Genomic DNA, 24,487 nt, shown 5'->3' on the forward strand with positions numbered 1-24,487 from the left:
ATTCTTCAAGGAAACAATGATGCAGATTGAGAACAAGGTTTTTCTGGTCAGCGGTGGCGCTTCAGGCCTCGGCGCGGCAACCGCCGAGATGCTCGTGGCGGCCGGTGCCAAGGTGATGCTGGTGGACCTGAACGCCGACGCAGTGGCCGCCCAGGCGCAAAAGCTCGGCGCGCAGGCCCGCAGCGCGGTCGCCGATATCAGCCAGGAAGCCGCTGCCGAAGCGGCGGTACAGGCCACCGTCGCCGCCTTTGGCGGTTTGCATGGGTTGGTCAACTGTGCCGGTGTGGTGCGGGGCGAGAAAATCCTCGGCAAAAATGGCCCGCACGTGCTGGCCAACTTCGCCCAGGTGATCAACGTCAACCTGATCGGCAGTTTCAACCTGCTGCGCCTGGCTGCAGCGGCTATCGCTGAAACCGAGGCGAATGCCGATGGCGAGCGCGGTGTGATCATCAATACCGCTTCAGTGGCAGCGTTTGACGGCCAGATCGGCCAGGCGGCCTATGCCGCTTCCAAGGGCGCGATTGCCAGCCTGACCCTGCCGGCGGCCCGCGAACTGGCGCGCTACGGGATTCGGGTGATGACCATCGCCCCCGGTATTTTCGAAACTCCGATGATGGCAGGCATGACGCCGCAAGTGCGCGAATCCCTCGCCGCCGGCGTGCCATTCCCGCCGCGCCTGGGCAAACCGGGCGAGTACGCCGCGCTGGTGCGGCATATCATTGAAAACAGCATGCTCAACGGCGAGGTGATCCGTCTCGACGGGGCCTTGCGCATGGCAGCCAAATAAGGAGATTTTCATGACTGATCCAATCGTTATTGTCAGCGCGGTACGCACCCCGATGGGCGGGTTCCAGGGCGATCTCAAAGGCCTCACCGCTCCGCAACTGGGCGCTGCGGCGATTCGTGCAGCGGTCGAACGCGCCGGTATCGCTTCCGATGCCGTGGATGAAGTGCTGTTCGGCTGCGTGCTGCCCGCCGGCCTCGGCCAGGCGCCGGCACGCCAGGCGGCGCTGGGTGCTGGCCTGGACAAGTCCACGCGCTGCACCACCCTCAACAAGATGTGCGGCTCGGGCATGGAAGCCACGATCCTGGCCCATGACGCGTTGCTGGCAGGCAGCGTGGAGGTGGTCATCGCCGGTGGCATGGAAAGCATGTCCAACGCGCCGTACCTGCTGGACCGCGCCCGCAGCGGCTACCGCATGGGCCACGGCCGGGTGCTCGACCACATGTTCCTCGACGGCCTTGAAGACGCCTACGACAAGGGCCGCCTGATGGGCACCTTTGCCGAGGACTGCGCCGAGCACAACGGCTTTTCCCGCGAGGCCCAGGACGCGTTCGCGATTGCGTCCCTGACCCGTGCGCAACAGGCGATCACCGACGGCAACTTCATCGCCGAAATCGTCCCGGTGCAGGTCACCGTGGGCAAGGAACAGAAAACCATCATCCACGACGAACAGCCGCCGAAAGCCAAGCTGGACAAGATCGCCACCCTGAAGCCGGCCTTCCGTGAAGGCGGTACGGTGACGGCAGCCAACTCCAGTTCGATTTCCGACGGTGCGGCGGCGCTGCTGCTGATGCGCCAGTCCGAAGCGCACAAGCGCGGGCTCAAGCCTCTGGCGGTGATCCATGGCCACGCGGCGTTTGCCGATGAGCCTGGCCTGTTCCCGGTAGCGCCGGTGGGGGCGATCCGCAAGCTGATGAGCAAGACCGGCTGGAACCTCGACGAAGTCGACCTGTTTGAAATCAACGAAGCCTTTGCCGTGGTCAGCCTGGTGACCATGAGCAAGCTGGAGATTCCCCACAGCAAGGTCAACATCCACGGCGGTGCCTGTGCCCTGGGCCATCCGATTGGCGCGTCCGGCGCGCGGATCCTGGTGACCCTGCTTTCGGCCCTGCGCCAGAAAGGCCTCAAGCGCGGCGTTGCAGCGATCTGCATCGGCGGCGGTGAAGCCACGGCCATGGCCGTTGAATGCCTGTACTAAGGAACACCTATGCTGCCGAATGACGAACAACTGCAAATCAGCGAAGCCGCCCGGCAATTTGCCCAGGAACGCCTTAAACCGTTCGCTGCCGAGTGGGACCGCGAGCATCGCTTTCCCAAGGAAGCCATTGGTGAAATGGCCGAGCTGGGCTTTTTCGGCATGCTGGTCCCGGAGCAATGGGGCGGCTGTGATACCGGCTACCTGGCCTACGCCATGGCCCTGGAAGAGATCGCTGCCGGTGACGGCGCCTGCTCGACCATCATGAGCGTGCACAACTCCGTGGGCTGCGTGCCGATCCTCAAGTTCGGCAATGATCAACAGCGCGAGCAGTTCCTCAAGCCCCTGGCCAGTGGTGCGATGCTCGGTGCGTTTGCCTTGACCGAGCCCCAGGCCGGTTCCGACGCCAGCGGCCTGAAAACCCGTGCCCGGCTGGAGGGCGATCACTACGTCTTGAATGGCTGCAAGCAGTTCATCACCTCCGGGCAAAACGCCGGGATCGTGATTGTGTTTGCAGTCACCGATCCGGCTGCCGGCAAACGCGGCATCAGCGCCTTTATCGTGCCCACCGACTCGCCGGGCTACAGCGTCGCGCGGGTCGAGGACAAGCTCGGCCAGCATGCTTCCGACACCTGCCAGATCCTGTTTGAGGATGTGAAGGTGCCGGTGGCCAATCGTTTGGGCGAGGAGGGCGAAGGCTACCGGATCGCCCTGGCCAACCTCGAAGGCGGGCGTGTCGGCATTGCTTCGCAAGCGGTGGGCATGGCGCGGGCGGCATTTGAAGCGGCCCGGGACTACGCCCGCGAGCGGGAAAGCTTTGGCAAGCCGATCATCGAGCACCAGGCCGTGGCCTTCCGCCTGGCGGACATGGCGACGCAAATCGCCGTGGCGCGGCAGATGGTGCATTACGCCGCCGCCCTGCGTGACAGCGGCAAGCCGGCGCTGGTGGAAGCGTCCATGGCCAAGCTGTTTGCTTCGGAAATGGCCGAAAAGGTCTGCTCGGCAGCCTTGCAAACCCTCGGCGGTTACGGTTACCTGAGCGACTTTCCCCTGGAGCGGATCTACCGCGATGTGCGGGTCTGCCAGATTTACGAAGGCACCAGCGATATTCAACGCATGGTCATTTCACGCAATCTCTGAGGAGTCTCTATGAGTTACGAAAGCATTTTGCTGGACGTGCAGGGCCGGGTCGGGCTGATCACCCTCAATCGCCCGCAAGCGCTGAACGCCCTGAACGCGCAACTGGTCAGCGAGCTGAACCAGGCGCTGGACAGCCTGGAAGCCAACCCGGAAATCGGCTGCATCGTGCTAACCGGCTCGAAAAAAGCCTTTGCCGCCGGTGCCGACATCAAGGAAATGGCCGAGCTGACCTACCCGCAGATCTACCTCGACGACCTGTTCAGCGACAGCGATCGCGTGGCCAACCGCCGCAAGCCGATCATCGCGGCGGTCAACGGGTTTGCCCTGGGTGGCGGTTGTGAACTGGCCTTGATGTGCGACTTCATCCTGGCGGGCGACAACGCCAAGTTTGGCCAGCCGGAAATCAACCTCGGCGTGCTGCCGGGCATGGGCGGCACCCAGCGCCTGACCCGCGCCGTGGGCAAGGCCAAGGCCATGGAAATGTGCCTGACCGGGCGCTTTATCGATGCGGTGGAAGCCGAGCGCTGCGGGATCGTCGCGCGCATCGTGCCGGCGGATGAGCTGTTGGACGAAGCATTGAAGGTCGCGACCCTGATCGCCGGCAAGTCGGTGCCCATCAGCATGATGGTCAAGGAAAGCGTGAACCGTGCGTTTGAAGTGAGCCTGTCCGAAGGCGTGCGCTTTGAGCGCCGGGTGTTCCACGCGGCGTTTGCCACGCTGGATCAGAAGGAAGGCATGGCGGCGTTTGTGGCCAAGCGTGCGCCGGAGTTCAAGGACAAGTAAACACTGTCCTGTAACGCTGAAGATCAAAAAATGTGGGAGCGGGCTTGCTCGCGAAGGCGGTGTTACAGTCACCCGATGTATCGACTGATCCACCGCCTTCGCGAGCAAGCCCGCTCCCACATTGGTTCTGCGAAATACCTGTTACAGCTGGTAGTTTTTCAATTCTCTGGCAATCACCATCCGCTGAATCTCGCTGGTGCCCTCGTAAATCTGGGTAATCCGCGCATCCCGGTAGTAACGCTCCACCGGGTAGTCCTCCAGATAGCCATAACCCCCATGAATCTGCATGGCTGAAGAGCACACCTTCTCGGCCATTTCCGAGGCAAACAGCTTGGCCTGGGAGGCCTCCGACAGGCATGGCTTGCCCGCACTGCGCAATCGGGCGGCGTGCAGGATCAGCAAGCGCGCCGCATTCAGGCGGGTTTGCATGTCGGCCAGCAAGTTGGCCACGCTCTGGTGCTCGATGATCGCCTTGTCGAACTGCACCCGGTCACGGGCATAGGCCAGCGCGGCCTCAAAGGCGGCACGCGCAATACCCAGCGCCTGGGCGGCAATCCCGATGCGTCCGCCTTCGAGGTTGGACAGGGCGATGGCCAGGCCCTTGCCGCGTTCACCCAGCAGGTTGGCTTCCGGTACGGTGCACTGGTTGAGGGTGACGGCACAGGTGTCCGAGGCACGAATGCCCATCTTGTGTTCGGTACGGTCCACCACGAAGCCCGGGGTGCTGGTCGGCACCAGGAACGCCGAGATGCCTTTCTTGCCCAGGTCAGGGTCGGTCACTGCAAACACGATCGCCAGCTTGGCGCGCTTGCCGTTGCTGACAAACTGCTTGGCGCCGTTGATCACCCACTGGCCGTCCCGCAGTTCGGCACGGGTGCGCAGGTTGTGCGCTTCGGAACCGGCCTGGGGTTCGGTAAGGCAGAAGCAACCGATGGCCTGGCCGCTGGCCAGTTCCGCCAACCAGGTTTCCTTTTGTGCTTGTGAGCCGTAGTTGAGGATTGGCCCGCAACCCACTGAATTATGGATACTCATCAGTGCGCCGGTAGCGCCGTCGCCAGCGGAAATCTCTTCCACTGCCAGGGCGTAGGCCACGTAGTCGACGTAGGTGCCGCCCCATTCTTCGGGCACCACCATGCCCAGCAAACCCAACTCGCCCATCTTGGCGACCAGGGCATCATCGATCCAGCCGGCCTTTTCCCAAGCCTGGGCGTGGGGGGCGATTTCGCCACGGGCAAAGTCCCGCGCCATGTCGCGGATCATCACTTGTTCTTCTGTAAATTCAATATCTTGCATGACTTAGTTCCCGTTCTTGTCGAAGTCGCGGAAGAAGCTTTCGACATGATCAGCCTCCAACGCCTGCAGGGTTGGAGGGTTCCAGCGAGGGGTTTTGTCCTTGTCGATCAGCAGGGCGCGGACGCCTTCGATCAGGTCGCCACGGGCAAACCATTGGCGGTCCAGGTGCAGTTCCAGGGCAAAGCATTGCTCCAGCGGCAGGTGGCGCCCGCGACGCAGCATCTGCAGGGTCACGGCCATGGCCAGGGGGGAGCGCGTCTGCATCAGGCTGGCGGTGGTCAATGCCCAGTCATGGCTGTCGGCGACGGTGACTTGCTGCAATTGCTCGACGATGCTCGGCACGTCCGGCAAGGCAAAGAAGTGATCGATGGCTGGGCGTAGCGCCGCCAGGGGGGCGTCGGGCAATTGTTGCACCGCGAGGCTGGCCAGCAGGCCTTGCAGGTCCTTGAGGGGAGAATCGTGCCATTCCAGGCGGTCCAGGCGCTGGTCGAGGTCGGCGAGCCGGGCGCTGTCGAGGTACCAGTCCGCCAGGCCGCAATACAGGGCGTCGGCGGCACGAATCTGCACGCCGGTCACCCCGAGGTAGATCCCCAGTTCCCCGGAAATGCGCGGCAGGAAATAGCTGCCGCCCACGTCAGGGAAATACCCGATGGCCACCTCGGGCATTGCCAGGCGGCTGCGGTCGGTGACCACCCGCAGGTCGGCGCCTTGCACCAGGCCCATGCCACCGCCAAGGACGAAGCCGTCCATCAGTGCCAGGACCGGTTTGCGATAGTTGTGAATGGCGAGGTCGAGGGCGTATTCCTCGACGAAGAAGTCTTCGTGGAGGGTGTCGCCGCTCTTGAAGCTGTCGTACAGCGAGCGAATGTCGCCGCCGGCGCAGAAGGCTTTTTCACCGGCACCGCGCAACACCACGGCATGCACCTGGGGATCGTCCGCCCACGCCTGCAAATGCCGGCTGAGGCTGCGGACCATGTCCAGGGTGAGGGCGTTAAGGCCTGCGGGGCGATTGAGGGTCAGGTGGCCAATATGGTTGCGTACGTGCGCCAGGACCTCGTCTTGCACAATCCCGGCGCTGCTTGCCTCGGATGAAACCTGAGCAGTCATCTCTAACTCCCTGCTTTTATTGTTCTTTATCAAGATGTTCGCGGGCGAACCATCTCGCGATCGTACCAGTGCAAATTTGCCCAGTACAAGTCGGAATCATGCAGGTCGTTTTTGCATTTTTGCCTTATGGAGGAGGCTGGCCCTGGTGCTGGAAAACCGCGCCGATGGTGCGCCGCCGGGCATACCGCTCGCTGGCCTGGATCAGCTCTTCCAGCTCCTGCGGGGTAACGTCCAGGAACTGCTCGCGCTCGGCGAGGGCCTGCTTGAGGTCCTCGGCGCTGATCCCGGGGTTTTCGGTGGCGATTGGCATAAAGATCGGCGCAGCCGGTTCGCGGGTGCCCTTGGGGTAACGCGTGCGCGTGGCGTTGTTGTAGGCCAGCGCGCAGGCCAACAAGGCTGTGGCTCCCAGCATGACTGCGGCAAGTTCGTGCCAGCCCATGGCAATCGAGGCAGGGTCAGCCAGCACCAGGCTCATGGCCAGGCCGCCCGCCGGTGGATGCAGGCAGCGCAGCCAGCAGATCAGGATCACGGTCATCCCGGCAGCCAGGCATGCGCTGCCCAGCGTTCGGCCCAATACCCGGGCCACCAGCAGCGCAACGATCCCGGCACACAGGTAGCTGCCGATGATCGACCAGGGCTGGGCCAGCGCGCCGGAGGATACGGCAAACAGCAGCACCGCCGAGGCTCCCAGCGGGCCTATCAGGTGCAGGGCCACCTCGGTGCCGAACACCTGGGCGCACACCCAGACGCTGAACAGTGTGCCCAGGGCCATGCCGATGGCGGCACGACTCCATTCGGCAGGGCGGGTATTGATGGCAGCGGGTAACCAGCGAGCGAGCATTGACAGACGATCCGTGAAAAGCGGGCGAAAAAAAAGGCTTGCCTGGTTTCCCGGAAAAGCCCTTTAAAGAAGTTCCTGCATTTGGGGGAGGAACCTGCGCAGTGTGCCAATCGATGAAGACTGCTGCCAATGCATATTAATGCAGGTCAAGTGCAGTATTTTTGCAGTAAAACGTGTCAGCCAAACGGTATCAGGCGGGTTGGCGGTGGCATGGGGTTGCTGATCTTGCCCAGCACACGGTCATCGGTTTCCTCGTTGATCAGCAGGTTTTGTACATTTTCCCGCAGCGATGGATTGTTGGCCAATGGCCCCTTGAGCACCACCAGTGCATCACGCAGTTCCATGAGCCGATCCAGTTTTGGCAGCGGGATGTAACCCGCATTCACTCTGTCGCGGGACAAAGGCGCGACAGCGTCAGAGGTTGAGGGGGCGGGCAATCGACGGTCGGACACAAAACATTCCTCTAAATGAAATAAACGGCAGCGCTGAATGCTGTTTAAAACGTCTTTATTGTTATTTCGACTGTTCGTTTAAGCGGGGCATGTCTTGATTGATGGCTTGCTGCTACGTTCGTCGAGTTTCTTTCGAAAGTAACAGGAATGCCTTACACCGCACCTTTGGAACTTCTGAAAATAGTTAAAAGGTATTAAATAATTAACTCGCTTGGCAGGCGAGTCTACAGTCGAGGGCTAGGGGCGGGAAGAGGGCGTCTTATCGGTAGCAGCGTATAGATGCGTAGGATGTTTCTCGATAGTTGCTACGCTAAAAGTTTCGAAGTTGAAGGGGCAAAGAAGTTTCTTACATACACTTGGATTTATAACTACTGAATGTACTGGCGCGGGATAAGCGGTTGGTTCCGCTTATCCCGCGCCCTGTATCAAGGTTGTGCGGGTTTGATCAAATGCAGCAGTACGTAGGGGTTCTTGTCGAACTGGCCGGTCAGTACCGGCTGCAGTGAACGAAAACGCGGGTCGCTCAACGCTTCATAGTCCGACTGGCTCATGATCAGCCATGCAGGAGCCTGGATCGGCGCCAGATCGGCAGGCAACTGGGTAAACAACGGCACCCGGTCGCAATCGAGGTTGACCATGAACTTGATGGCTTTTGCGTCCTTGCCCAGTGCGTGCAATACCAGCGGCGCCGGTTGTTGCTGGGTCAGCGCATGGGCCTGGAGGGTAAAGGTGCGCGTGTCATACAGCCGGCGCTCCAGCGGCTCGACCATCACGATATACGCCAGCCACACCGCCAATACCGCGGCGAAGGCCGGGCCCACGTAGCGAAGCCGCCGGTTGAACAGCAAGCCCAGCACCAGTACCTGGATCGCGATCAGGATCCCGAACACCGGATTGAGGCTGCCAATCTGCTCGGGGAAGCGGTGACGCGCCACGAACAAGCCTGCGATCAGCAGCCCCGGAATGACCGTCCACAACCCCAGCATCAGCCAGCGCAGCCCGGCGAACAGTCTGCCCCGCGACACCTGGAACGGATACGCGGCGATGATCGCGGCCAGGGGCAGCATCGGCAGCACATAGCGCGCTTTTTTCGCCTGGGGCACCGACAAGCCGATCATCACGATCAAGCCGGCGGCGAGGCAGTACAGCACCAGTTTCAGCGCCGGGCCCTTGTCCTCGCGGCCACCGGCGACAATCGCAATCAGCGCGAGTATTGCCAACGGATACGCCGGCGCGTAGTTACCCAGCGAACTGCTGAAGTAATACAGCGCGCTGCCGGAGCCTTCGGTGCCGTCCATGCGACCCAGGAACTGCATGCGGATCACGTCCTGCATGAACGTTTCACCGCCACTGAGCTTGGCCAGCAGCAACAGCAGGCCCACGCACGCCGCCAGTAACGCCAACGCGAGCAGGCCGAAACTGAAGAGCTGGCGCCATTGCCGGTTGATCAGGTAATAGCTGCACAGCATGCCGGTGGGGATCACCAGGCCGATCGGCCCACGGATCGCGAACCCCACGATCAGCAGCGCAAACAGCCAGTGCAGGCGCTTGCCGGCGCCGAAGTGGTCGTGGGCGTAACCCAGGTAGAAGACTGTCAGGGCCACTGCCGCCAACATCTGGTCGAGGGACACCGCGCGGGTTTCGCTGATGAAGGTGCTGCTGAGCAGCATCACCGCGATGCTCAGCAGCGCCCAGCGCCGGGAGTAGGGCGCGGTCAGCCGGTAGACCAGCACCACGAGCAGCGCCGAAGCGATGGCCGTGGGCAGCCAGGCCGTCAGGCTGGTGACCTGCCCCAGGGGCAGGGACAGCAGCCAGGTCAGCAGCGTCGAGGTGGCCAGGTAATCGGCATAAGGTTGCCCGTACGTCGTCGGGAAGAACCCCGGCCCATGGCGCAGCATCTCCTGGGCGAACAGCACGAAGCGCGAGTCAAAGCCGATGATTGCCTGGTTCCAGTTGCCTGCGATAAACAGGACCAGTGCCAGGAGCCCCAGCACCCATGAGTGTCGGCGGATCGTCGGGCTGAGCAGGGGCCGATGAGCTTTGTCCACGTCTCAGGCTTCCTCGGCCTGAGGCGCCCAGTTTTGCTGGGGGATCGGCAAGTTGCAGGAATCGCCACGGCCCATCGGGAAGTACTGGATGCCTTTGCGTGCCAGGCGTTCGCCGTCGTACAGGTTGCGGCCGTCGAAGATCACCGGGGTTTTCAGGCGTTGCTGGATCAGGTCGAAGTCCGGTGCCTTGAACTGTTGCCATTCGGTGCAGATGATCAAGGCGTCAGAGCCACTCAGGGTGGATTCCGGGGTGCCCATCAGCATCAGGCGCGGGTCATCACCGTAGATGCGCTGGGTTTCCTGCATGGCTTCCGGGTCAAACGCACGTACATTGGCGCCGGCCGCCCACAAGGCTTCCATCAGCACCCGGCTTGGCGCATCGCGCATGTCGTCGGTGTTGGGCTTGAACGCCAGGCCCCACAAGGCGAAGGTCTTGCCACGCAGGTCGCCCTTGAAGAATGCATTGGCGCGTTCGAACAGCTTGCTCTTCTGGCGCTGGTTGATGGCTTCCACGGCTTCCAGCAGGTCGCTGGAGCAGTTGGCGGCCTTGGCGCTGTGGATCAGGGCGCGCATGTCCTTGGGGAAACACGAGCCGCCATAACCGCAACCTGGGTAGATGAAGTGGTAGCCGATACGCGAGTCGGCACCAATGCCCAGGCGCACGGCTTCGATGTCGGCGCCCAGGTGTTCGGCCAGTTCGGCGATCTGGTTGATAAAGCTGATCTTGGTGGCCAGCATGCAGTTGGCGGCGTACTTGGTCAGTTCGGCGCTGCGCAGGTCCATGAAGATGATGCGGTCGTGGTTGCGGTTGAACGGTGCATACAACTCACGCATCACCTCGCGCACTTCCTCACGTTCGCAGCCGATGACGATCCGGTCCGGGCGACGGCAGTCGGCAACGGCCGAGCCTTCCTTGAGGAATTCCGGGTTGGAGACGATATCGAACTCCAGGTGGCGGCCGGCAATGCGCAGGGCTTTTTCCATGTGCGCACGCAAGGTGTCGCCGGTGCCTACGGGTACGGTGGATTTTTCCACGAGGATCACCGGGTCGATACGGTGGCGAGCCACTGCATCGCCCACGGACAGCACGTATTTCAGGTCGGCCGAACCGTCTTCATCGGAGGGGGTGCCCACGGCGATGAACAGCACTTCGCCATGTTCGACGGCGAGTTTTTCATCATAGGTAAACGTCAGGCGTCCGCCTTCGAGGTTTTCCTTGACCATGGCCGCCAGCCCCGGCTCGAAGATGCTCACGTGGCCCTGTTGCAGCAGCTTGACCTTGTTCTCGTCAACGTCCATGCAGATGACATCGTGACCGACTTCGGCCAATACGGTGGCCTGCACCAGACCGACGTAACCACTACCAAATACACTGATTTTCATGGGGCATTCCTGGGACTTGTGGTGCTAGCACGACGAGAGTTGATAGTCAGGACTCCGAGGATGACCAAGGCCACTCCCGCAGTTTTTGAAAGCGAAAAATGTTCGTTGAACACCGGCAGGCTGGCGGCCAGCAGGTAGACCAATGCGTAGCTGATGCTGAGCAGCGAGTAGGCACGGCCCAGAGGCAGGTCTTTCAGTGCGCCAAGCCAGCAGAGCATCGACAGGGCATAGGCGATGATCGCCAGGATCACCACGCCCAGTGCGCCGAGGTCGATGGCACCCGTGTCGAGTGCTGTCAGCCATTCGGTGGGCAATGGCAGGCGCGTCATGCTCCAGCGCATGCCCAACTGGGCACCGCTGACCAGTGCCACGCTGCCCAGGGCCAGGGCAAAACCGCGAGCGCGACTCATACCTGACGCCCCAGCAGCACCACACCGGCAATCACCAGCAGCACGCCGAACCAGTGGCGACCATCGATGTGTTCATGGAACACAAAGCGCGCCACCAGGGTGACCAATACAAAGTTGAGGCTCAGCATCGGGTAGGCGATGCCGACTTCCAGGCGTTGCAGCACCAGCAGCCACACCAGCAAACCCAGGCCCAGGCACACCAGCGCCGACCACAGCCACGGCGAGCGCAGCTTCAGGGCCCAACCGTCGGGCTGGTCACGCCAGCCTTCCACGGCAAACTTCTGGGACACCTGGCCCATGCAGGTCAGCAGGCAGGCACCTAACAACAGCAACAGAGTGGTCATGGCGCGCTCTGCGGGAAGATCAGAATCACGATATTGCCCTGCTCGTAACGATTGCCGTCTTTGGGCAGCAGGTCCACTTCCTGGCGTTCGTCGTCACCCTTGACCCGCATCACCACGCCCACCGAGCCTTGCTTGCGCGCCTCGCTCATCCATTGCTGGACGCTGGCGGCATCGATCTTGCGGTAAGCGGTGTCCGGGAAGGCGATGCCGTATTTCACTTCGCCAACGGTGTTGTAAAGCATCACTTCAGGACGCTGCAGGCGCCATGACAAGGCCGATGCGGCGCCGAGGTCGTTGCTCAGCAACGCAGTGGCCGGCTGCAGCTCCTGGAGGTGGTCGATGATGAACTGGTCGGGGGTCTTGTTATAAACCACCGAGTGCGGCAACGCGGCCGGCACCAGCGCCACCAGCAACCAGCTGCCCATCACCGGTGCGGCCCACATGTGCAACGGGCGGGCGGCTTGCAGCAGGTTGGCGATGATCCAGCCGAACAGGAAGACGAACACCAGCACCAGGCTGAGTGTTTCCTGGCCGTGCTCGTACACCGGTTTTTTCAGCTGGAACCAGGTCAGGGCCAGCAACGCCAATATGCCAATGACCAGATTCACCCAGCCGTTGATGCGCAGTACGCGGCCACGGGCCTGGGCCAGTTTGTCGGCGAGGGTATGCCCCATCAGCAGCGCCAGTGGCAGCAGGCACGGCATGATATACGACGGCAGCTTGCCCTTGGCCAGGCTGAAGAACGCCAGCGGCATCAGCAGCCACAGCAGCAGGAAGGCGACCTTGCTGTTGCGTTTTTCCAGCCATGCCTGCTTCACGGTGGACGGCAGCAACGCCATCCACGGCAGGGTGAACGCAACCATCAGCGGCAGGTAATACCAGAAGGGCTCGGAGTGCTGGGCGTCGTCGCCGGCAAAGCGCTGGATGTGCTCGTGCCAGAAGAAGAAATTCCAGTAGTCCGGTTCCTGGGCATGCACCATCAGCGCCCAGGGCAGGCTCACGACAATCGCCACCACCACGGCCACCAGGCCATAGGTGAGCAGTTCACGAATGCGTTTTTGCCAGAGCACGTAGGGCAGGGCGATCAGCACCGGCAGCAACCAGGCAAGGAAACCCTTGGTCATGAACCCCATGCCGCAGGCGAACCCGAGTAAGGCCCACGACCACAGCCGGCCGCGGGTGGTGGTGCTGTCGAAGCAGAACCACAGCGCCGCCCCGGTCAGGTTGACCCAGAAGGTGAACTGCGGGTCGAGGTTCGCATAGCCCGCCAGGAACGCGACGCTGACAAAACTCATGTACAGCACGGCGCTGACCAGGCTCTTGCGCGGGTCGTTCCACAAACGCCGGGCCACGAAATACACCAGCAGGATGCTCAAGCCGGTGCTCAAGGCCGAGGCAAAACGCACGCCGAACAGGTTCTGCCCGAAAATCGCCTGGCCCAGCGCGATGATCCAGTACCCGGCCGCCGGTTTCTCGAAGTAGCGAATCCCCATGAAGTGTGGCGAGGCCCATTTGCCGGTCAGCAGCATTTCCTGGCTGATCTGCGCATAGCGGGTTTCGTCGGGGATCCACAGGCCGTGGGTGGCCAACGGGATCAGGTAGAACACCCCGAAGGCCAGCAGGAGCAGGGGCAGGGCCCGGCGCCGGATCATGCCTTTTGCACTCCGAGCCAGCCTTCACGGCCGCTCAACGCACCACGCACCAGCTGTTGCTGGGGCAGGGTGGTGAGGTCGGCGGGCAACAGGTCGCCCAACGGTTTGAACGCGATGCCGCGCTGCCCTGCCTGGGCGAGCAACTGGCGAAAATCATTGGCCATCAGAATCCCTTCTACTTCTGCGTGGATCGTATAGACGTTGAGCTTCGACGGCTTGAAGCGGTCGAGGATGTAGCTATTGAAATCCTTGGCGGCCACCACCGGTCCCACGACTTCGTCGAAGGTCGGCATGTCCACCGGAATTTGTGGTGTGCCGGCACTGCCATCCGCCAGGGTCGGCCGGAACAGGCTGGTACCACGGCAATCGCTGTTGTAACGGAAATTGAACTGTTGCTTGGCTTGCACCACGCGCTCATCGGCACGCCAGCCCGCGGCGGCTGAGCAGTCGATGGGTTCACCGAGGATGTCGCTCAAGGTGTCGACGCCACGGCGAATCTGCTCGATCAGCTGTGCATCGCTCCAGCGCCCGGTGTTGGCTTGCCAGCCGTGATGATCCCAGGCGTGCAGCCCGACTTCATGCCCGGCGGCCTTGGCCTGGCGCATCAGGTGCCCCAGGTCGCGGCCAATGGGTTTGCCCGGCCAGGCGGTGCCGGCCAGCAAAATGTCCCAGCCGTACAAACCGGCCGCGTTGGAGCGCAGCATCTTCCACAGGAACTGCGGGCGGATCAGGCGCCACAAGTGGCGCCCCATGTTGTCCGGCCCGACGCTGAAGAAGAAGGTCGCCTTGACCCCGGCTTCATCAAGCGACTCCAACAACCTTGGCACCCCTTCACGGGTGCCTCGGTAAGTGTCGACGTCGATGCGTAGACCCGCTTGCATCAGCGCTTGTCCGCGATTTCGAGCATGGCTTCACGCAGGAAGAAATCCAGGGTGTTGCCGATGGTTTCGCTCATCTCCACGGTAGGCTCCCAGTTCAGCAGGCGCTTGGCGTTGTCGATGCTTGGCTTGCGGTGCGCCACGTCCTGGTAACCGGTGCCGTAGAACGCCTTGCTCTCTACGTCGCGGAAACCGGCAAACGGAGGGAAGTTGCTGCGCAGCGGGTGAGCTTCGAACTGGCGCAGCAGTTCTTCGCCCAATTGACGGATGCTGGCTTCGTTTTCCGGGTTGCCGATGTTGATGATCTGGCCGTTGCAGTTATCGTTGTCGTTATCGATGATGCGCGCCAGGGCTTCGATACCGTCGGCGATGTCAGTGAAGCAACGCTTCTGCTCGCCACCGTCGAACAGACGGATCGGCGTGCCTTCCACCAGGTTCAGGATCAGCTGGGTGATGGCGCGGGAGCTGCCGATACGGGCCGAGTCCAGGCGGTCGAGGCGCGGGCCCATCCAGTTGAATGGACGGAACAGGGTGAACTTCAGGCCTTTGTCGCCGTAGGCCCAGATCACGCGGTCCAGCAGTTGCTTGGAGACCGAGTAGATCCAGCGCTGCTTGTTGACCGGGCCCACCACCAGGTTGGAGGTGTCTTCGTCGAAGTACTGGTCCTGGCACATGCCATACACTTCGGAGGTCGACGGGAAGATCACGCGCTTGTTGTACTTCACGCAGTAGCGAACCAGTTTCAGGTTCTCTTCGAAGTCCAGTTCAAATACGCGCAGCGGGTTGCGGGTGTATTCGATCGGGGTGGCGATGGCCACCAGCGGCAGGACCACGTCGCACTTCTTGATGTGGTACTCGATCCACTCGGAGTGGATGCTGATGTCGCCTTCCACATAGTGGAAATTCGGGTGGCTGCGCAGGCGCTCGATGGCGTCGGAGCCGATGTCCAGGCCGTAGATTTCGTAACGGTCGTCACGCAGCAGGCGCTCGGACAGGTGGTTACCGATGAAACCGTTCACACCCAGGATCAGCACGCGGGTACGACGGGGCTTGCGGCCAGACTCGGCGCCGCGCAGTACGGAACCGTCCACCAGGCCCAGTTCATCCGCCAGGGACGGGCCGGCCAGGTACAGGCCGTTCTCGTTGCGCTGGCCGAACTTGACCACCAGGGAGTCTTCACCGCAGGCGATGCGCAGCGGGTTGACGCTGATCACGCGGCCTGGCGCCAGGCCTTCGTTGCCCTTGACGACTTCGGCGTTCCAGACGATCAGCTTGTGCTCGCCCACGGCGCAGAAGGCACCCGGGTATGGTTGGGTAACGGCGCGAACCAGGTTGAACAGCTCTTCAGCCGGTTTTTTCCAATCCAGTTTGCCGTCAGCGGCGGTGCGACGACCGAAGTAGGTGGCCTTGCTTTCGTCCTGGGCGGTTTCGGCCAGCTTGCCTTGAGCCAGTTGCGGCAGGGCATCGCGCAGCAGGTTGGTGGCGGCGTCACGCAGTTTGGCGTGCAGGGTCAGGCCGGTGTCGGTGCGCTCGATCACGACTTTCTGCTGGGCCAGGATCGCGCCGGCATCGGCACGCTTAACCATGCGGTGCAGGGTCACGCCGGTTTCGGTTTCGCCGTTCACCAGCACCCAGTTGGCCGGTGCGCGGCCACGGTACTTAGGCAGCAGGGAGCCGTGCAGGTTGAACGCGCCTTTCTTGGCGGTGGCCAGCAGGGCTTCGCTCAGCAGGTTGCGGTAGTAGAACGAGAAGATGTAGTCCGGGTTCAGCTTGGCGATGCGCTCGATCCACAGCGGGTGGTTGGCGTCTTCCGGGGCGTGCACCGGGATGCCATTGCGGGCGCACAGCTGGGCGACGGAACCGTAGAAATTGTTTTCCTTGGGATCATCGGCATGGGTGAACACGGCAGCAATTTCGTAACCCGCATTGAGCAGGGCTTCAATGCCAGCACAGCCAATATCGTGGTAAGCGAAGACAACAGCTTTTGAATTCATGACGAAACCTGATCGGAAGGAGAAGTAGAGGTGTGGGAGGACGTTAGGCCGTCGACCGTAAAGGTCTCGGCCGGTGCTGCCGGTTGGTTGCGCAGCACTTTTTCGATAAAGAACCGTGGGCGGGCCCGCACATCGCTGTACATGCGGCCCAGGTATTCACCCAGGAGGCCCATGCCGATGAACTGGCCACCGGTGAACACGAACAATACGGCGAACAGCACGAACATGCCGTCGCCAGCCCAGCCGGAGCCGAAAGCGATACGCAGCACGATCAGTGCAAAGGCGAAGAGCATGCCCAGGGCCGCCAGGCTGAAACCGACGATGCTCAACAGGCGCAATGGCGTGGTGGTCATGCAGGTCAGCAGATCGAACATCAGGCTGATCAGGCGCATCGGGCTGTATTTGGACTCGCCGTGTTCACGCTCGGCGTGATGCACCAGGATTTCCGTGGTGTGGCGCGCAAAGCTGTTGGCCAGGATCGGGATAAAGGTGCTGCGCTCGCGGCAGGCCAGCATGGCGTCGACGATGGTGCGGCGATAAGCACGCAGCATGCAGCCGTAGTCGCTCATGGCCACGCCGGTGGAGCGTTGCACGGCGAGGTTGATCAGGCGCGACGGCCAGCGGCGGAAGGCCGAGTCCTGGCGGTTGTTGCGCACGGTGGCAACCACGTCATAGCCCAGGGCGGCCTGTTCGACCAAACGCGGGATTTCTTCCGGCGGGTTTTGCAGGTCGGCGTCCAGGGTGATCACCACGTCGCCCCGGCAATGCTCGAAGCCGGCCATGATCGCGGCGTGCTGGCCGTAGTTGCGGTTGAGGATCACCGCCACCACATTGCTGCCTTCGAGCGCGGCGGCGTCTTCCAGCAATTGCGCGGAGTTGTCGCGGCTGCCGTCGTCCACCAGGATGATTTCGTATTCGTAAGCCAGTTGTTTGCAGGCGGCCATGGTGCGGCGCAGCAGTTCAGGCAGGCTTTCTTGTTCGTTGTAGACCGGGATAACGATCGACACGCAATGAATTGGATAGGGTTTCAAAGATTCATTACCTCGGGGGTTAGAGCAACTTGGAGCGTAAAGACAGCAGTTATCGTCAGCCTCGGATGCCGGGCATCCGATCAAAGATAGCGTTGATTTGTGGCATTCATTCGACAGTCCTGACAGGTCACAGTGGGTCTTCCATGGCATACGTGAGTAAAGACTAAAATGCTCAAAGGTAAAGCGGAATCAACGAGTTAACCTGCAAAGTACGGTTCGTTCTCAAGTCGTGCCGCCAAGATTAAGCGCAAAAATGTTCAACGAATATGAAACGCAGATGAAAAAGTCGTTTTTTTGGCAGGTAGACAGCTAGGGTTCAGGTAAACAGCAGAAGCACGGACAACGCCGTGCCGATGAGGGGAGAAGGGCCGGTAGGCTTTTTCCGCGCGCGGGCAGGTTCCTGAAGAATCTTCTCTGCAATGCCACGCAAGTGCCGGTAAAGTAAGCCATCTCTTGCCAGGGCAGTCGGATGAATAGCGTGCAGCGTTTACGGCCAATGTTGATGGTGTTGTTGATGACGGTGGCCTGGGCCACGAGTGTGCGGGCCGATGACGGCGTGGCACTGACGTCCATCGACCAGGTGCCCGATGGCGTAGAAGTGCGGGGTAAACAGGTCGGCGCCTTCGTCTGGAGCGACAAACAGGGCAAGAACCTGTTGGTACTCGCAGAGCAAGTCAGCGAACGCGACGACGACGGTGCGCAGTCGGCCTTTGTCTACGCCGCCCAGTACCTGCTCGACGGTGACCGGCCCAAGCGCCTGTGGATGCTCTACGACGACGTGCAGCATTGCGAGTTCGATGCCGGCGCGCACTTCAACAGCGACGCCACCCGGGTCACCGACCTGCTGGGCGATGGCATCAGCCAGGTCACCGTGGGGTATAGCCGCACCTGCACCAGTGACGTCAGCCCCAATGATTTCAAGCTGATCATGCACATCGGCAAGTCGCAGAAGTACCGCCTGCGTGGCATCGACCGCTATGGCGCCAGCTGGTGGGATGAAGACGCCGGCGCCCTGCAGGGCATGCCGTTGCCCAAGGATTGCAGCATCGCCGCCCAACAGGCGCTGGTCAGTCAGTACAAGGAGCAGGGTACCGAGCTGCCGCTTCCTGGCTGTTACGGCGACGAAGAAGATTTTGCCAAGGCGCCCAAACCGTACCTGGAGTTCATGCGCCAGCACTGGTTTGCCTTGATGCAGAAGCAGGACACCGACTGGAGCCAGCAGCAGACGCCAGCCCCGGCGGAAGACGATCAGGAATAGCCCCGGGGATTGACCTGCGCTAGACTCGGCGCTCGCCAATTCACTAAATATGTCGATTAAACAGATGGTTAGCCGATATATTTAATCCAAAGGCTGATCTACCTTGACTGAGTCTACCCGCAACCCGCTGACCCTCTATCTCACCCGCCTGGCGCCCTCCAGCCAGCTGACCATGCGCTACGTGCTGCAGGACGCCGCCGACCGCCTGGGTTTTGAAGACATCAACCTCGAAGACATCGACTGGCACCTGCTGCAGCCCGAACACGTCATGGCCCTGGTGGCGGTGCTGCGGGAAGACGGGTATGCGCCGAATACTTCATCGCTGTACGTCAACGCCGTGCGCGGGGTGATGAACGAAGCCTGGCGCATGAGCCTGATCAGCCAGGACCACCTGCTGAAGATGCGCTCGGTCAAGGCCATGGCCGGCACCCGCCTGAGCCAGGGGCGCAACCTGCGGCGTACGCTGATTCGTGAGTTGATGGAAGTCTGCGCCGCCGATCCGCGCCCGCAGGGCCTGCGGGATGCAGCGGTGATCGGGATTCTGTATGGCTCGGGCATGCGCAAGTCGGAATCGGTGAACATCGAGCTGGGCCAGGTCAACTTTGACGAGCGCAGCCTGCAGGTTACCGGCAAGGGCAACAAGCAATTGATCAAGTACGCACCGGCCTGGGCCTTTGCCAAACTGGAGGCATGGCTGGAGTTTCGCCGCAGCCAGCTGAAACCGGGGGAACAGGACGACGGTTTCCTGTTCAACCGGATTCGCCGGGGCAGCCATATCACCCGCGAGCGCATCACCAAACACGCGATTTACTACATCGCCCGCCAGCGTGGGGAACAGGTCGGCGTGAAAATCATGCCCCATGATTTCCGCCGTTCGTTTATCACGCGGGTCATTGAAGAGTACGACCTGTCGATCGCCCAGAAGCTGGCGCACCACACCAATATCCAGACCACCGCCACCTACGATGTGCGCGACGACAATGAGCGGCGCAGGGCCGTGGATCGGTTTGACCTGTAGGGCCGCCCGTAACCTGGCCCGCCAACTGCCTTGAACTCTGCCCGGCAGCCGCGCTCGCAATAGTAGGGCGCGGGTTTTGCCGCGTGCCGTGTTTATTCAGTCGAAGGAGCAGACCATGGATACCTACAACATCAACAAGACCGGCACCGGTTGGGCGTTGACCAAGCAGGGCTCGGCACGGCCGTCGAAAACGGCAGAGACCAAGGAGGCGATCGTTGAGTTGGCGAAGGAGTTTCTCAGCGACAAGACGGCGTCGCTGAGGATTCACAGCATGGATGGGCGGATTCAGGAAGAAAGAACCTACCCCGCAAGGCTGACCCGACACGATCTAAGGGCTGACCGAGCACCCAATGTGGGAGCGGGCTTGCTCGCGAAGGCGTTGGATCAGTCACAGATGCATTGCCTGACACTCCGCCTTCGCGAGCAAGCCCGCTCCCACACTGGATTTGCATCCGACCCTAGAGAATCGGCTTGCCGCCCGTCACCGCATACCGCGAGCCCGAGATGTAACTCGCCTCATCCGACGCCAGCAACACATAGATCGGTGCTACTTCCACCGGCTGGCCGGGGCGGCCCAGCGGTGTTTCGCTGCCAAAGCTGTTCACGTCTTCGTCCGGCATCGTCGAGACAATCAATGGCGTCCAGATCGGCCCCGGCGCCACGCTGTTCACGCGGATGCCCTTGCTGCCCAGCAGTTGTGCCAGGCCACCGGTAAAGTTCGCAATCGCGCCCTTGGTGGCGGCGTAAGCCAGCAACGTTGGCTTGGGCATATCGGAATTCACCGAGCTGGTATTGATGATCGACCCGCCGGCCTTCATATGCGGCAGCGCCGCCTTGCAGATGCGAAACATCGCGGTGATGTTGATATCGAAGGTCTTGACCCATTCCTCGTCGGGTATCTCTTCGAGGGTCTCGTGGGTCATCTGGAATGCGGCGTTATTGACCAGCACGTCGATCCGCCCGAACTGCTCGACGGTCTGGTCGACAATCGCCTGGCAGTTGGCTTTTTGCGCGAGGTCGCCGGGCAGCAACAGGCATTGGCGGCCGGCTTCTTCCACCCAGCGTGCGGTTTCCTTCGCGTCCTCGTGTTCGTCCAGATAGGCGATAGCGACATCGGCACCTTCGCGGGCAAAGGCAATCGCCACGGCGCGGCCGATACCGCTGTCGGCGCCGGTGATCAGGGCGATCTTGTTGGCCAGGCGGCCGGAGCCGGTGTAGCTCTTCTCGCCGCAGTCGGGATAGGGGTCCATCTTCTTCTGCGAACCGGGAACGGATTGGGCCTGGCTGGCGAAAGGTGGGCGTGGGTAGTCAGTCATCTCAATCTCCATAGATCACAACGGGTTCTATGGATTAGTGATTTTCAGCTGCCGGATAGTTGTAATCGATGCCGGCCGAGCCCGACGAATGGTTTGCGCTCAACCGTGCTGGCAGGCATCGCCCAGGCGCATGTAGTCCAGTTCATGGCGCACGCCGTGGCTGTCGATGTAGACCATGTGACCCTTGACCGGCCCGCACTCGGTGGAGGATTCGGTACTGACGCGCACCACCTTGGCGATGTCCAGGTCCTGGGAATAGTCGTACGCCTCGCTGGCGGGGGTGTTGGCACTCACAGTGGGTACCGGGGTTTCGCCCTGGGCGAAGGCAAGTGTGCTGAACAGGCCCAGCACGGCGATAAGCAGATAACGCATGAGAACCTCCGACACCACGAAGGTGGTGGCTTGACTGTGGGGTTCATTCTACAAAGCACCTGGCGCGGGGATGAACGCTTGCGGGCCAATAGAAGACATCAGCCAAATCGATGCAGCAAGCCTCTTATAACCGGTTATAAACTCATAGCATCTTCGCCTAAACGCAGCCCTATAAATATCCGTCTGCCGTTGCTCATCCCTGTAGACACATACAACAGGGAGTTCCTCGATGTTTTTATTCAAACAACAACTACCAAGGCTGACGCTGACGGCGGCGCTGGCGATGGGAGTGTGCACGACATCGGTGATGGCCCAGGAAGTGGCCGGCCAGGTGTTCACCTTCGATATCGCTGGCGGCCCGCTTGATACGGTGCTGCTGGATATCTCCCGGCAGACCGGGGTGATGATTTCGTTCAATCAACAGTGGGTGCAGGGCAAGCGCAGTGCCGCCATCCGCGGCGATTTGGGCAGCCTGCAAGCGGTGGACAAGGCGTTGCAGGGCAGCGGCCTGCAAGTGAGCGACAGCGAACAGGGGCTGACGGTGCATCCAGCACCCGTGACGTCCACCAGCGTCGCACCGGCCGAGGGCAAAAGTACTGATTACCGCCTGGAAAAAGTCACGGTGACCGGCTCGGCGATTCGCCGGGTGGACGCGGAAACGGCAGTGCCGGTAACCATCCTGCGGGTCGAGCAATTGCGCGAGCAGGGTGTGAGCACCACCGAGGAGTTGATCAACCGCATTTCGGCCAACCAGTCTGCCGTTGGCTCCGGGCGTTCGGTGGGCTCCAGCAGCGGCGGTGCGGCGTATGCCGACTTGCGCGGGATTGGCGCGAACAAAACCCTGGTGCTGCTCAATGGCCGGCGCCTGAGCAACAACGCCGTCAACACCACCAACGGTTCCGGGGTGGACTTGAACACCATCCCGTTCGCCGCCATCGACCGCGTGGAAGTCCTGCGCGATGGCGCCTCGGCACTGTACGGCACCGATGCGATTGGCGGGGTGATCAACTTCATTACCAAGACCAGCCTCACCGGTGGGCAACTTTCCACCAACTACGATTCGCCCACACGCTCCGGGGGCGGCGACAGCCATAACTTCAGTGGCAGCTACGGTTTCGGCGACCTTGAAGAGGACCGCTTCAACGTGTTCGGCGTGGTCAGCTACGACAAGCAGACGCGCCTGGCGGCCAAGGACCGTGACTTCACCTACAACTACCAGCCAGGTCGCGGCCTGGATTTCACCTCCGGCACCGCCGCGCCGGCCAACTGGAGCCAGGGCAGCAACGCGACCAACCCGCTGGCCGGCTCCGGTTGCAATTCCCCCGGGCTGCTGTCACGCAATGGCATCTGCCGCCAAAGCCTGTGGAGTTACCTGGACCTGGTGCCGGAAACCGAAAAAACCTCGGCCTTTGCCAAAGCCACCGGCAAGCTGGCCGATGACCATACCGTCAGCCTCGAATACTTCTGGGCGCGCAACGAAAACCGCACGCAGATTGGCCCAGGCACCCTGATGGGCGCCCAGGTCAATCCGGGTACGCCTTTCTATCCGGGCAACGGCATCACCCCGGGCCCCACGGGTTTCGCCCTGGACCCGACACAGCCGGTAGACGTGAACTGGCGTGAAACCGATGCCGGCGCGCGCAAGCACGAAGATGACAACACCAGCCAGCGGCTGCTGCTGAGCTTTGAAGGCAATGTGGCGAACTGGGACTACAACGTCGGCGCGTCCTACAACCAGAACAAAGTGGTGCAAACCATTCTTGACGGCTATGTAAACGACCAGACCATCAGCCAGGGGATTGCCAACGGTGTGATCAACCCGTTCGGGCCGCAGAGTGAAGCGGGCAGGGCGTTGCTCGCCTCCAGCCGCGTCGATGGCGATTACGCCACTGCCGTGGGCCGAGTGAAGAGTATCGACGGGCGCGTAAGCCGTGAAATCGGTGACTGGTTCGGTGCGGGGCCGACGGGCCTGGCGCTGGGCGGTGAATATCGCAAGGAGGATTTCCACCAGGATTTCGCCCAGTTTGCCGAGACCGTGCAGAGCCTGGGTGTAGACCCCAATGGCGCGGTGCGCGGCAATCGCAGCGTGTCGGCCGAGTACGCCGAGGTCAACGTGCCGGTGCTCGAAAGCCTGGAACTGTCTGCCGCCGTGCGTCATGACAAATACAGCGACTTTGGCAGCACCACCAACCCGAAATACTCGTTCCGCTTCCAGCCGTTCAAGGAACTGGTGGTGCGCGGTGCCTACAGTGAAGGCTTCCGTGCGCCGTCGCTGTACGAGTTGTACAACCCGACCTACACCAGCTACACCGTGGCCAACTACAACGACCCGCGCCTGTGCCCGGGCGGCACCCCGGCCAATGGCGGGATCGGCAACCGCGACTGCGCCCAGCAGTTCCGCCGGCAAAGCGGGGGCAACGGCAGCTTGAGCCCGGAAACCGCACGTAACGTGACCTTTGGTTTCGTGTTCCAACCGATCGAGCGCCTCAGTGCCGGCCTGGATTTCTGGTGGATCACCATCGCCAACCAGATTGCCGAATTTCCTGAATCGTCGGTATTCGACGACCCGGATGCCTACGGCGACCGCCTGATTCGCAAGGCGGATGGCTCCATCGATCACATCGTTACCGGCCTTGCCAACCTGGGTAAGACCAAGACCAACGGCGTGGATGTGAGTTTCGACTACCGCTTCCCGAGCACCGCCATCGGTGACTTCGGCATCGGCCTGCAAGGCACCTACGTCAACGAATACAAATACCAGCAGGAGCTCAAGGGCGACTACATCGACAAACTCGGTGATTTCCGTGGCGGCGAGTTCTCCACCGCGGGCGCCGTTGCGCGTTGGCGCCACAGCCTGACCGGTACCTGGGCGCGGGGACCGCTGGGCGTCAGCCTGACCAACCGCTACACCAGTGGCTATCACGACTCGGACCCCGACACTCACGACTCTGTAGGCTCTTACAACGTCTGGGACCTGGCGGGTACCTACAACTGGAGCAAGTCCCTGGCCGTCACGCTGGGCGCGAAAAACCTGTTTGACCGCGCGCCGCCGTTCAGCAACCAGACCTATGCGTTCCAGAGCGGGTACGACCCGAAATACGCCGACCCGTTTGGCCGCATCCTCTATACCCGAGTCAGCTATAACTTCTGATTGTTCATCCGCTTCAGACACTGCGCTATAAAACCGA

At 61.7% G+C, this 24,487-nt stretch carries 21 protein-coding genes and 1 pseudogene; 8 read left to right on the forward strand and 14 right to left on the reverse strand.

The features are described 5' to 3' along the window. Nucleotides 1-19: 19 nt before the first annotated feature. The 4 genes from C0058_RS16020 to C0058_RS16035 are packed head-to-tail and all read left to right on the forward strand — an operon-like array spanning nucleotide 20 to nucleotide 3,902. Nucleotides 20-787 (forward strand): SDR family NAD(P)-dependent oxidoreductase, encoded by a 768-nt coding sequence (locus C0058_RS16020; RefSeq protein WP_003217603.1) that lies wholly within the window; start codon nucleotides 20-22, stop codon nucleotides 785-787. Between the two features lie 10 nt (nucleotides 788-797). Next, on the forward strand, nucleotides 798-1,982 hold the full coding sequence (locus C0058_RS16025; RefSeq protein WP_087693007.1) for an acetyl-CoA C-acyltransferase: 1,185 nt from the start codon (nucleotides 798-800) through the stop codon (nucleotides 1,980-1,982). A gap of 9 nt (nucleotides 1,983-1,991) precedes the next feature. Then, nucleotides 1,992-3,119: an acyl-CoA dehydrogenase gene (locus C0058_RS16030; protein ID WP_008433455.1), complete on the forward strand. Its 1,128-nt coding sequence runs from the start codon at nucleotides 1,992-1,994 to the stop codon at nucleotides 3,117-3,119. A gap of 9 nt (nucleotides 3,120-3,128) precedes the next feature. After that, nucleotides 3,129-3,902 carry an enoyl-CoA hydratase gene (locus tag C0058_RS16035; protein ID WP_003217608.1) on the forward strand — a complete coding sequence of 258 codons (774 nt, stop codon included), beginning with the start codon at nucleotides 3,129-3,131 and terminating at the stop codon, nucleotides 3,900-3,902. 141 nt (nucleotides 3,903-4,043) lie between these two features. On the opposite strand, the gene C0058_RS16045 is transcribed toward C0058_RS16035, so the two are convergent. From C0058_RS16045 to arnC, 12 genes are all read right to left on the reverse strand, one after another. Continuing rightward, nucleotides 4,044-5,195, reverse strand: a complete 1,152-nt coding sequence (locus C0058_RS16045) for an acyl-CoA dehydrogenase family protein (protein WP_087693006.1) — start codon at nucleotides 5,193-5,195, stop codon at nucleotides 4,044-4,046. Nucleotides 5,196-5,198: 3 nt separating this feature from the next. Then, nucleotides 5,199-6,302, reverse strand: coding sequence for an enoyl-CoA hydratase/isomerase family protein (locus C0058_RS16050; RefSeq protein ID WP_087693005.1), 1,104 nt, complete (start codon nucleotides 6,300-6,302; stop codon nucleotides 5,199-5,201). A 124-nt stretch (nucleotides 6,303-6,426) separates the two neighbouring features. Beyond that, nucleotides 6,427-7,143: an HPP family protein gene (locus C0058_RS16055; RefSeq protein ID WP_102369056.1), complete on the reverse strand. Its 717-nt coding sequence runs from the start codon at nucleotides 7,141-7,143 to the stop codon at nucleotides 6,427-6,429. Between the two features lie 176 nt (nucleotides 7,144-7,319). Continuing rightward, nucleotides 7,320-7,499 carry a type VI secretion system contractile sheath small subunit gene (locus tag C0058_RS32895; RefSeq protein ID WP_256344058.1) on the reverse strand — a complete coding sequence of 60 codons (180 nt, stop codon included), beginning with the start codon at nucleotides 7,497-7,499 and terminating at the stop codon, nucleotides 7,320-7,322. 521 nt (nucleotides 7,500-8,020) lie between these two features. Further along, entirely contained in the window at nucleotides 8,021-9,643 is a 1,623-nt protein-coding gene (locus C0058_RS16065; protein ID WP_102369057.1) for a glycosyltransferase family 39 protein, read from the reverse strand. A gap of 3 nt (nucleotides 9,644-9,646) precedes the next feature. After that, nucleotides 9,647-11,026 (reverse strand): UDP-glucose/GDP-mannose dehydrogenase family protein, encoded by a 1,380-nt coding sequence (locus tag C0058_RS16070; RefSeq protein ID WP_102369058.1) that lies wholly within the window; start codon nucleotides 11,024-11,026, stop codon nucleotides 9,647-9,649. Then, nucleotides 11,023-11,436 carry a 4-amino-4-deoxy-L-arabinose-phosphoundecaprenol flippase subunit ArnF gene (arnF, locus tag C0058_RS16075; protein WP_102369059.1) on the reverse strand — a complete coding sequence of 138 codons (414 nt, stop codon included), beginning with the start codon at nucleotides 11,434-11,436 and terminating at the stop codon, nucleotides 11,023-11,025. Before arnF ends, C0058_RS16070 begins: the two co-directional genes overlap by 4 nt. Continuing rightward, nucleotides 11,433-11,780 (reverse strand): 4-amino-4-deoxy-L-arabinose-phosphoundecaprenol flippase subunit ArnE, encoded by a 348-nt coding sequence (gene arnE / locus C0058_RS16080; RefSeq protein WP_003217625.1) that lies wholly within the window; start codon nucleotides 11,778-11,780, stop codon nucleotides 11,433-11,435. Before arnE ends, arnF begins: the two co-directional genes overlap by 4 nt. Continuing rightward, complete coding sequence (gene arnT, locus C0058_RS16085) at nucleotides 11,777-13,432, reverse strand: lipid IV(A) 4-amino-4-deoxy-L-arabinosyltransferase (protein ID WP_102369060.1); 1,656 nt, start codon at nucleotides 13,430-13,432, stop codon at nucleotides 11,777-11,779. The genes arnE and arnT overlap by 4 nt, the downstream gene beginning before the upstream one ends. Next, nucleotides 13,429-14,313, reverse strand: a complete 885-nt coding sequence (arnD, locus tag C0058_RS16090; RefSeq protein ID WP_023658828.1) for a 4-deoxy-4-formamido-L-arabinose-phosphoundecaprenol deformylase — start codon at nucleotides 14,311-14,313, stop codon at nucleotides 13,429-13,431. The genes arnT and arnD overlap by 4 nt, the downstream gene beginning before the upstream one ends. Next, nucleotides 14,313-16,304 carry a bifunctional UDP-4-amino-4-deoxy-L-arabinose formyltransferase/UDP-glucuronic acid oxidase ArnA gene (gene arnA, locus C0058_RS16095; RefSeq protein WP_102369061.1) on the reverse strand — a complete coding sequence of 664 codons (1,992 nt, stop codon included), beginning with the start codon at nucleotides 16,302-16,304 and terminating at the stop codon, nucleotides 14,313-14,315. Before arnA ends, arnD begins: the two co-directional genes overlap by 1 nt. Beyond that, nucleotides 16,301-17,335 (reverse strand): undecaprenyl-phosphate 4-deoxy-4-formamido-L-arabinose transferase, encoded by a 1,035-nt coding sequence (gene arnC, locus C0058_RS16100; RefSeq protein ID WP_003217633.1) that lies wholly within the window; start codon nucleotides 17,333-17,335, stop codon nucleotides 16,301-16,303. Before arnC ends, arnA begins: the two co-directional genes overlap by 4 nt. A gap of 469 nt (nucleotides 17,336-17,804) precedes the next feature. Here arnC and C0058_RS16105 point away from each other — a divergent pair, with 469 nt between their 5' ends. The 3 genes and pseudogenes from C0058_RS16105 to C0058_RS33260 form a co-directional block, all read left to right on the forward strand. Continuing rightward, the gene (locus tag C0058_RS16105) at nucleotides 17,805-18,593 is read left to right on the forward strand and encodes a M949_RS01915 family surface polysaccharide biosynthesis protein (protein ID WP_023658829.1); all 789 of its coding nucleotides are present in this window, start codon (nucleotides 17,805-17,807) and stop codon (nucleotides 18,591-18,593) included. 103 nt (nucleotides 18,594-18,696) lie between these two features. Next, complete coding sequence (gene xerC / locus C0058_RS16110; protein ID WP_008433427.1) at nucleotides 18,697-19,611, forward strand: tyrosine recombinase XerC; 915 nt, start codon at nucleotides 18,697-18,699, stop codon at nucleotides 19,609-19,611. Nucleotides 19,612-19,726: 115 nt separating this feature from the next. After that, nucleotides 19,727-19,855, forward strand: a pseudogene (locus tag C0058_RS33260) (DUF2188 domain-containing protein); the annotation flags it as partial. Between the two features lie 214 nt (nucleotides 19,856-20,069). On the opposite strand, the gene C0058_RS16120 reads toward C0058_RS33260, so the two are convergent. Together C0058_RS16120 and C0058_RS16125 are read right to left on the reverse strand one after the other, a co-directional pair. Beyond that, a complete protein-coding gene (locus tag C0058_RS16120; RefSeq protein WP_003217640.1) occupies nucleotides 20,070-20,927 on the reverse strand; it encodes an SDR family oxidoreductase in 858 nt (285 codons plus the stop codon). Nucleotides 20,928-21,026: 99 nt separating this feature from the next. Then, entirely contained in the window at nucleotides 21,027-21,299 is a 273-nt protein-coding gene (locus C0058_RS16125) for a DUF2790 domain-containing protein (RefSeq protein ID WP_102369062.1), read from the reverse strand. A gap of 229 nt (nucleotides 21,300-21,528) precedes the next feature. On the opposite strand from C0058_RS16125, the gene C0058_RS16130 reads away from it, so the two are divergent. Continuing rightward, the gene (locus C0058_RS16130; RefSeq protein WP_087692995.1) at nucleotides 21,529-24,450 is read left to right on the forward strand and encodes a TonB-dependent receptor; all 2,922 of its coding nucleotides are present in this window, start codon (nucleotides 21,529-21,531) and stop codon (nucleotides 24,448-24,450) included. The last annotated feature ends 37 nt before the right edge of the window (nucleotides 24,451-24,487 follow it).

The organism is Pseudomonas sp. NC02 (assembly GCF_002874965.1).
GTDB lineage: Bacteria > Pseudomonadota > Gammaproteobacteria > Pseudomonadales > Pseudomonadaceae > Aquipseudomonas.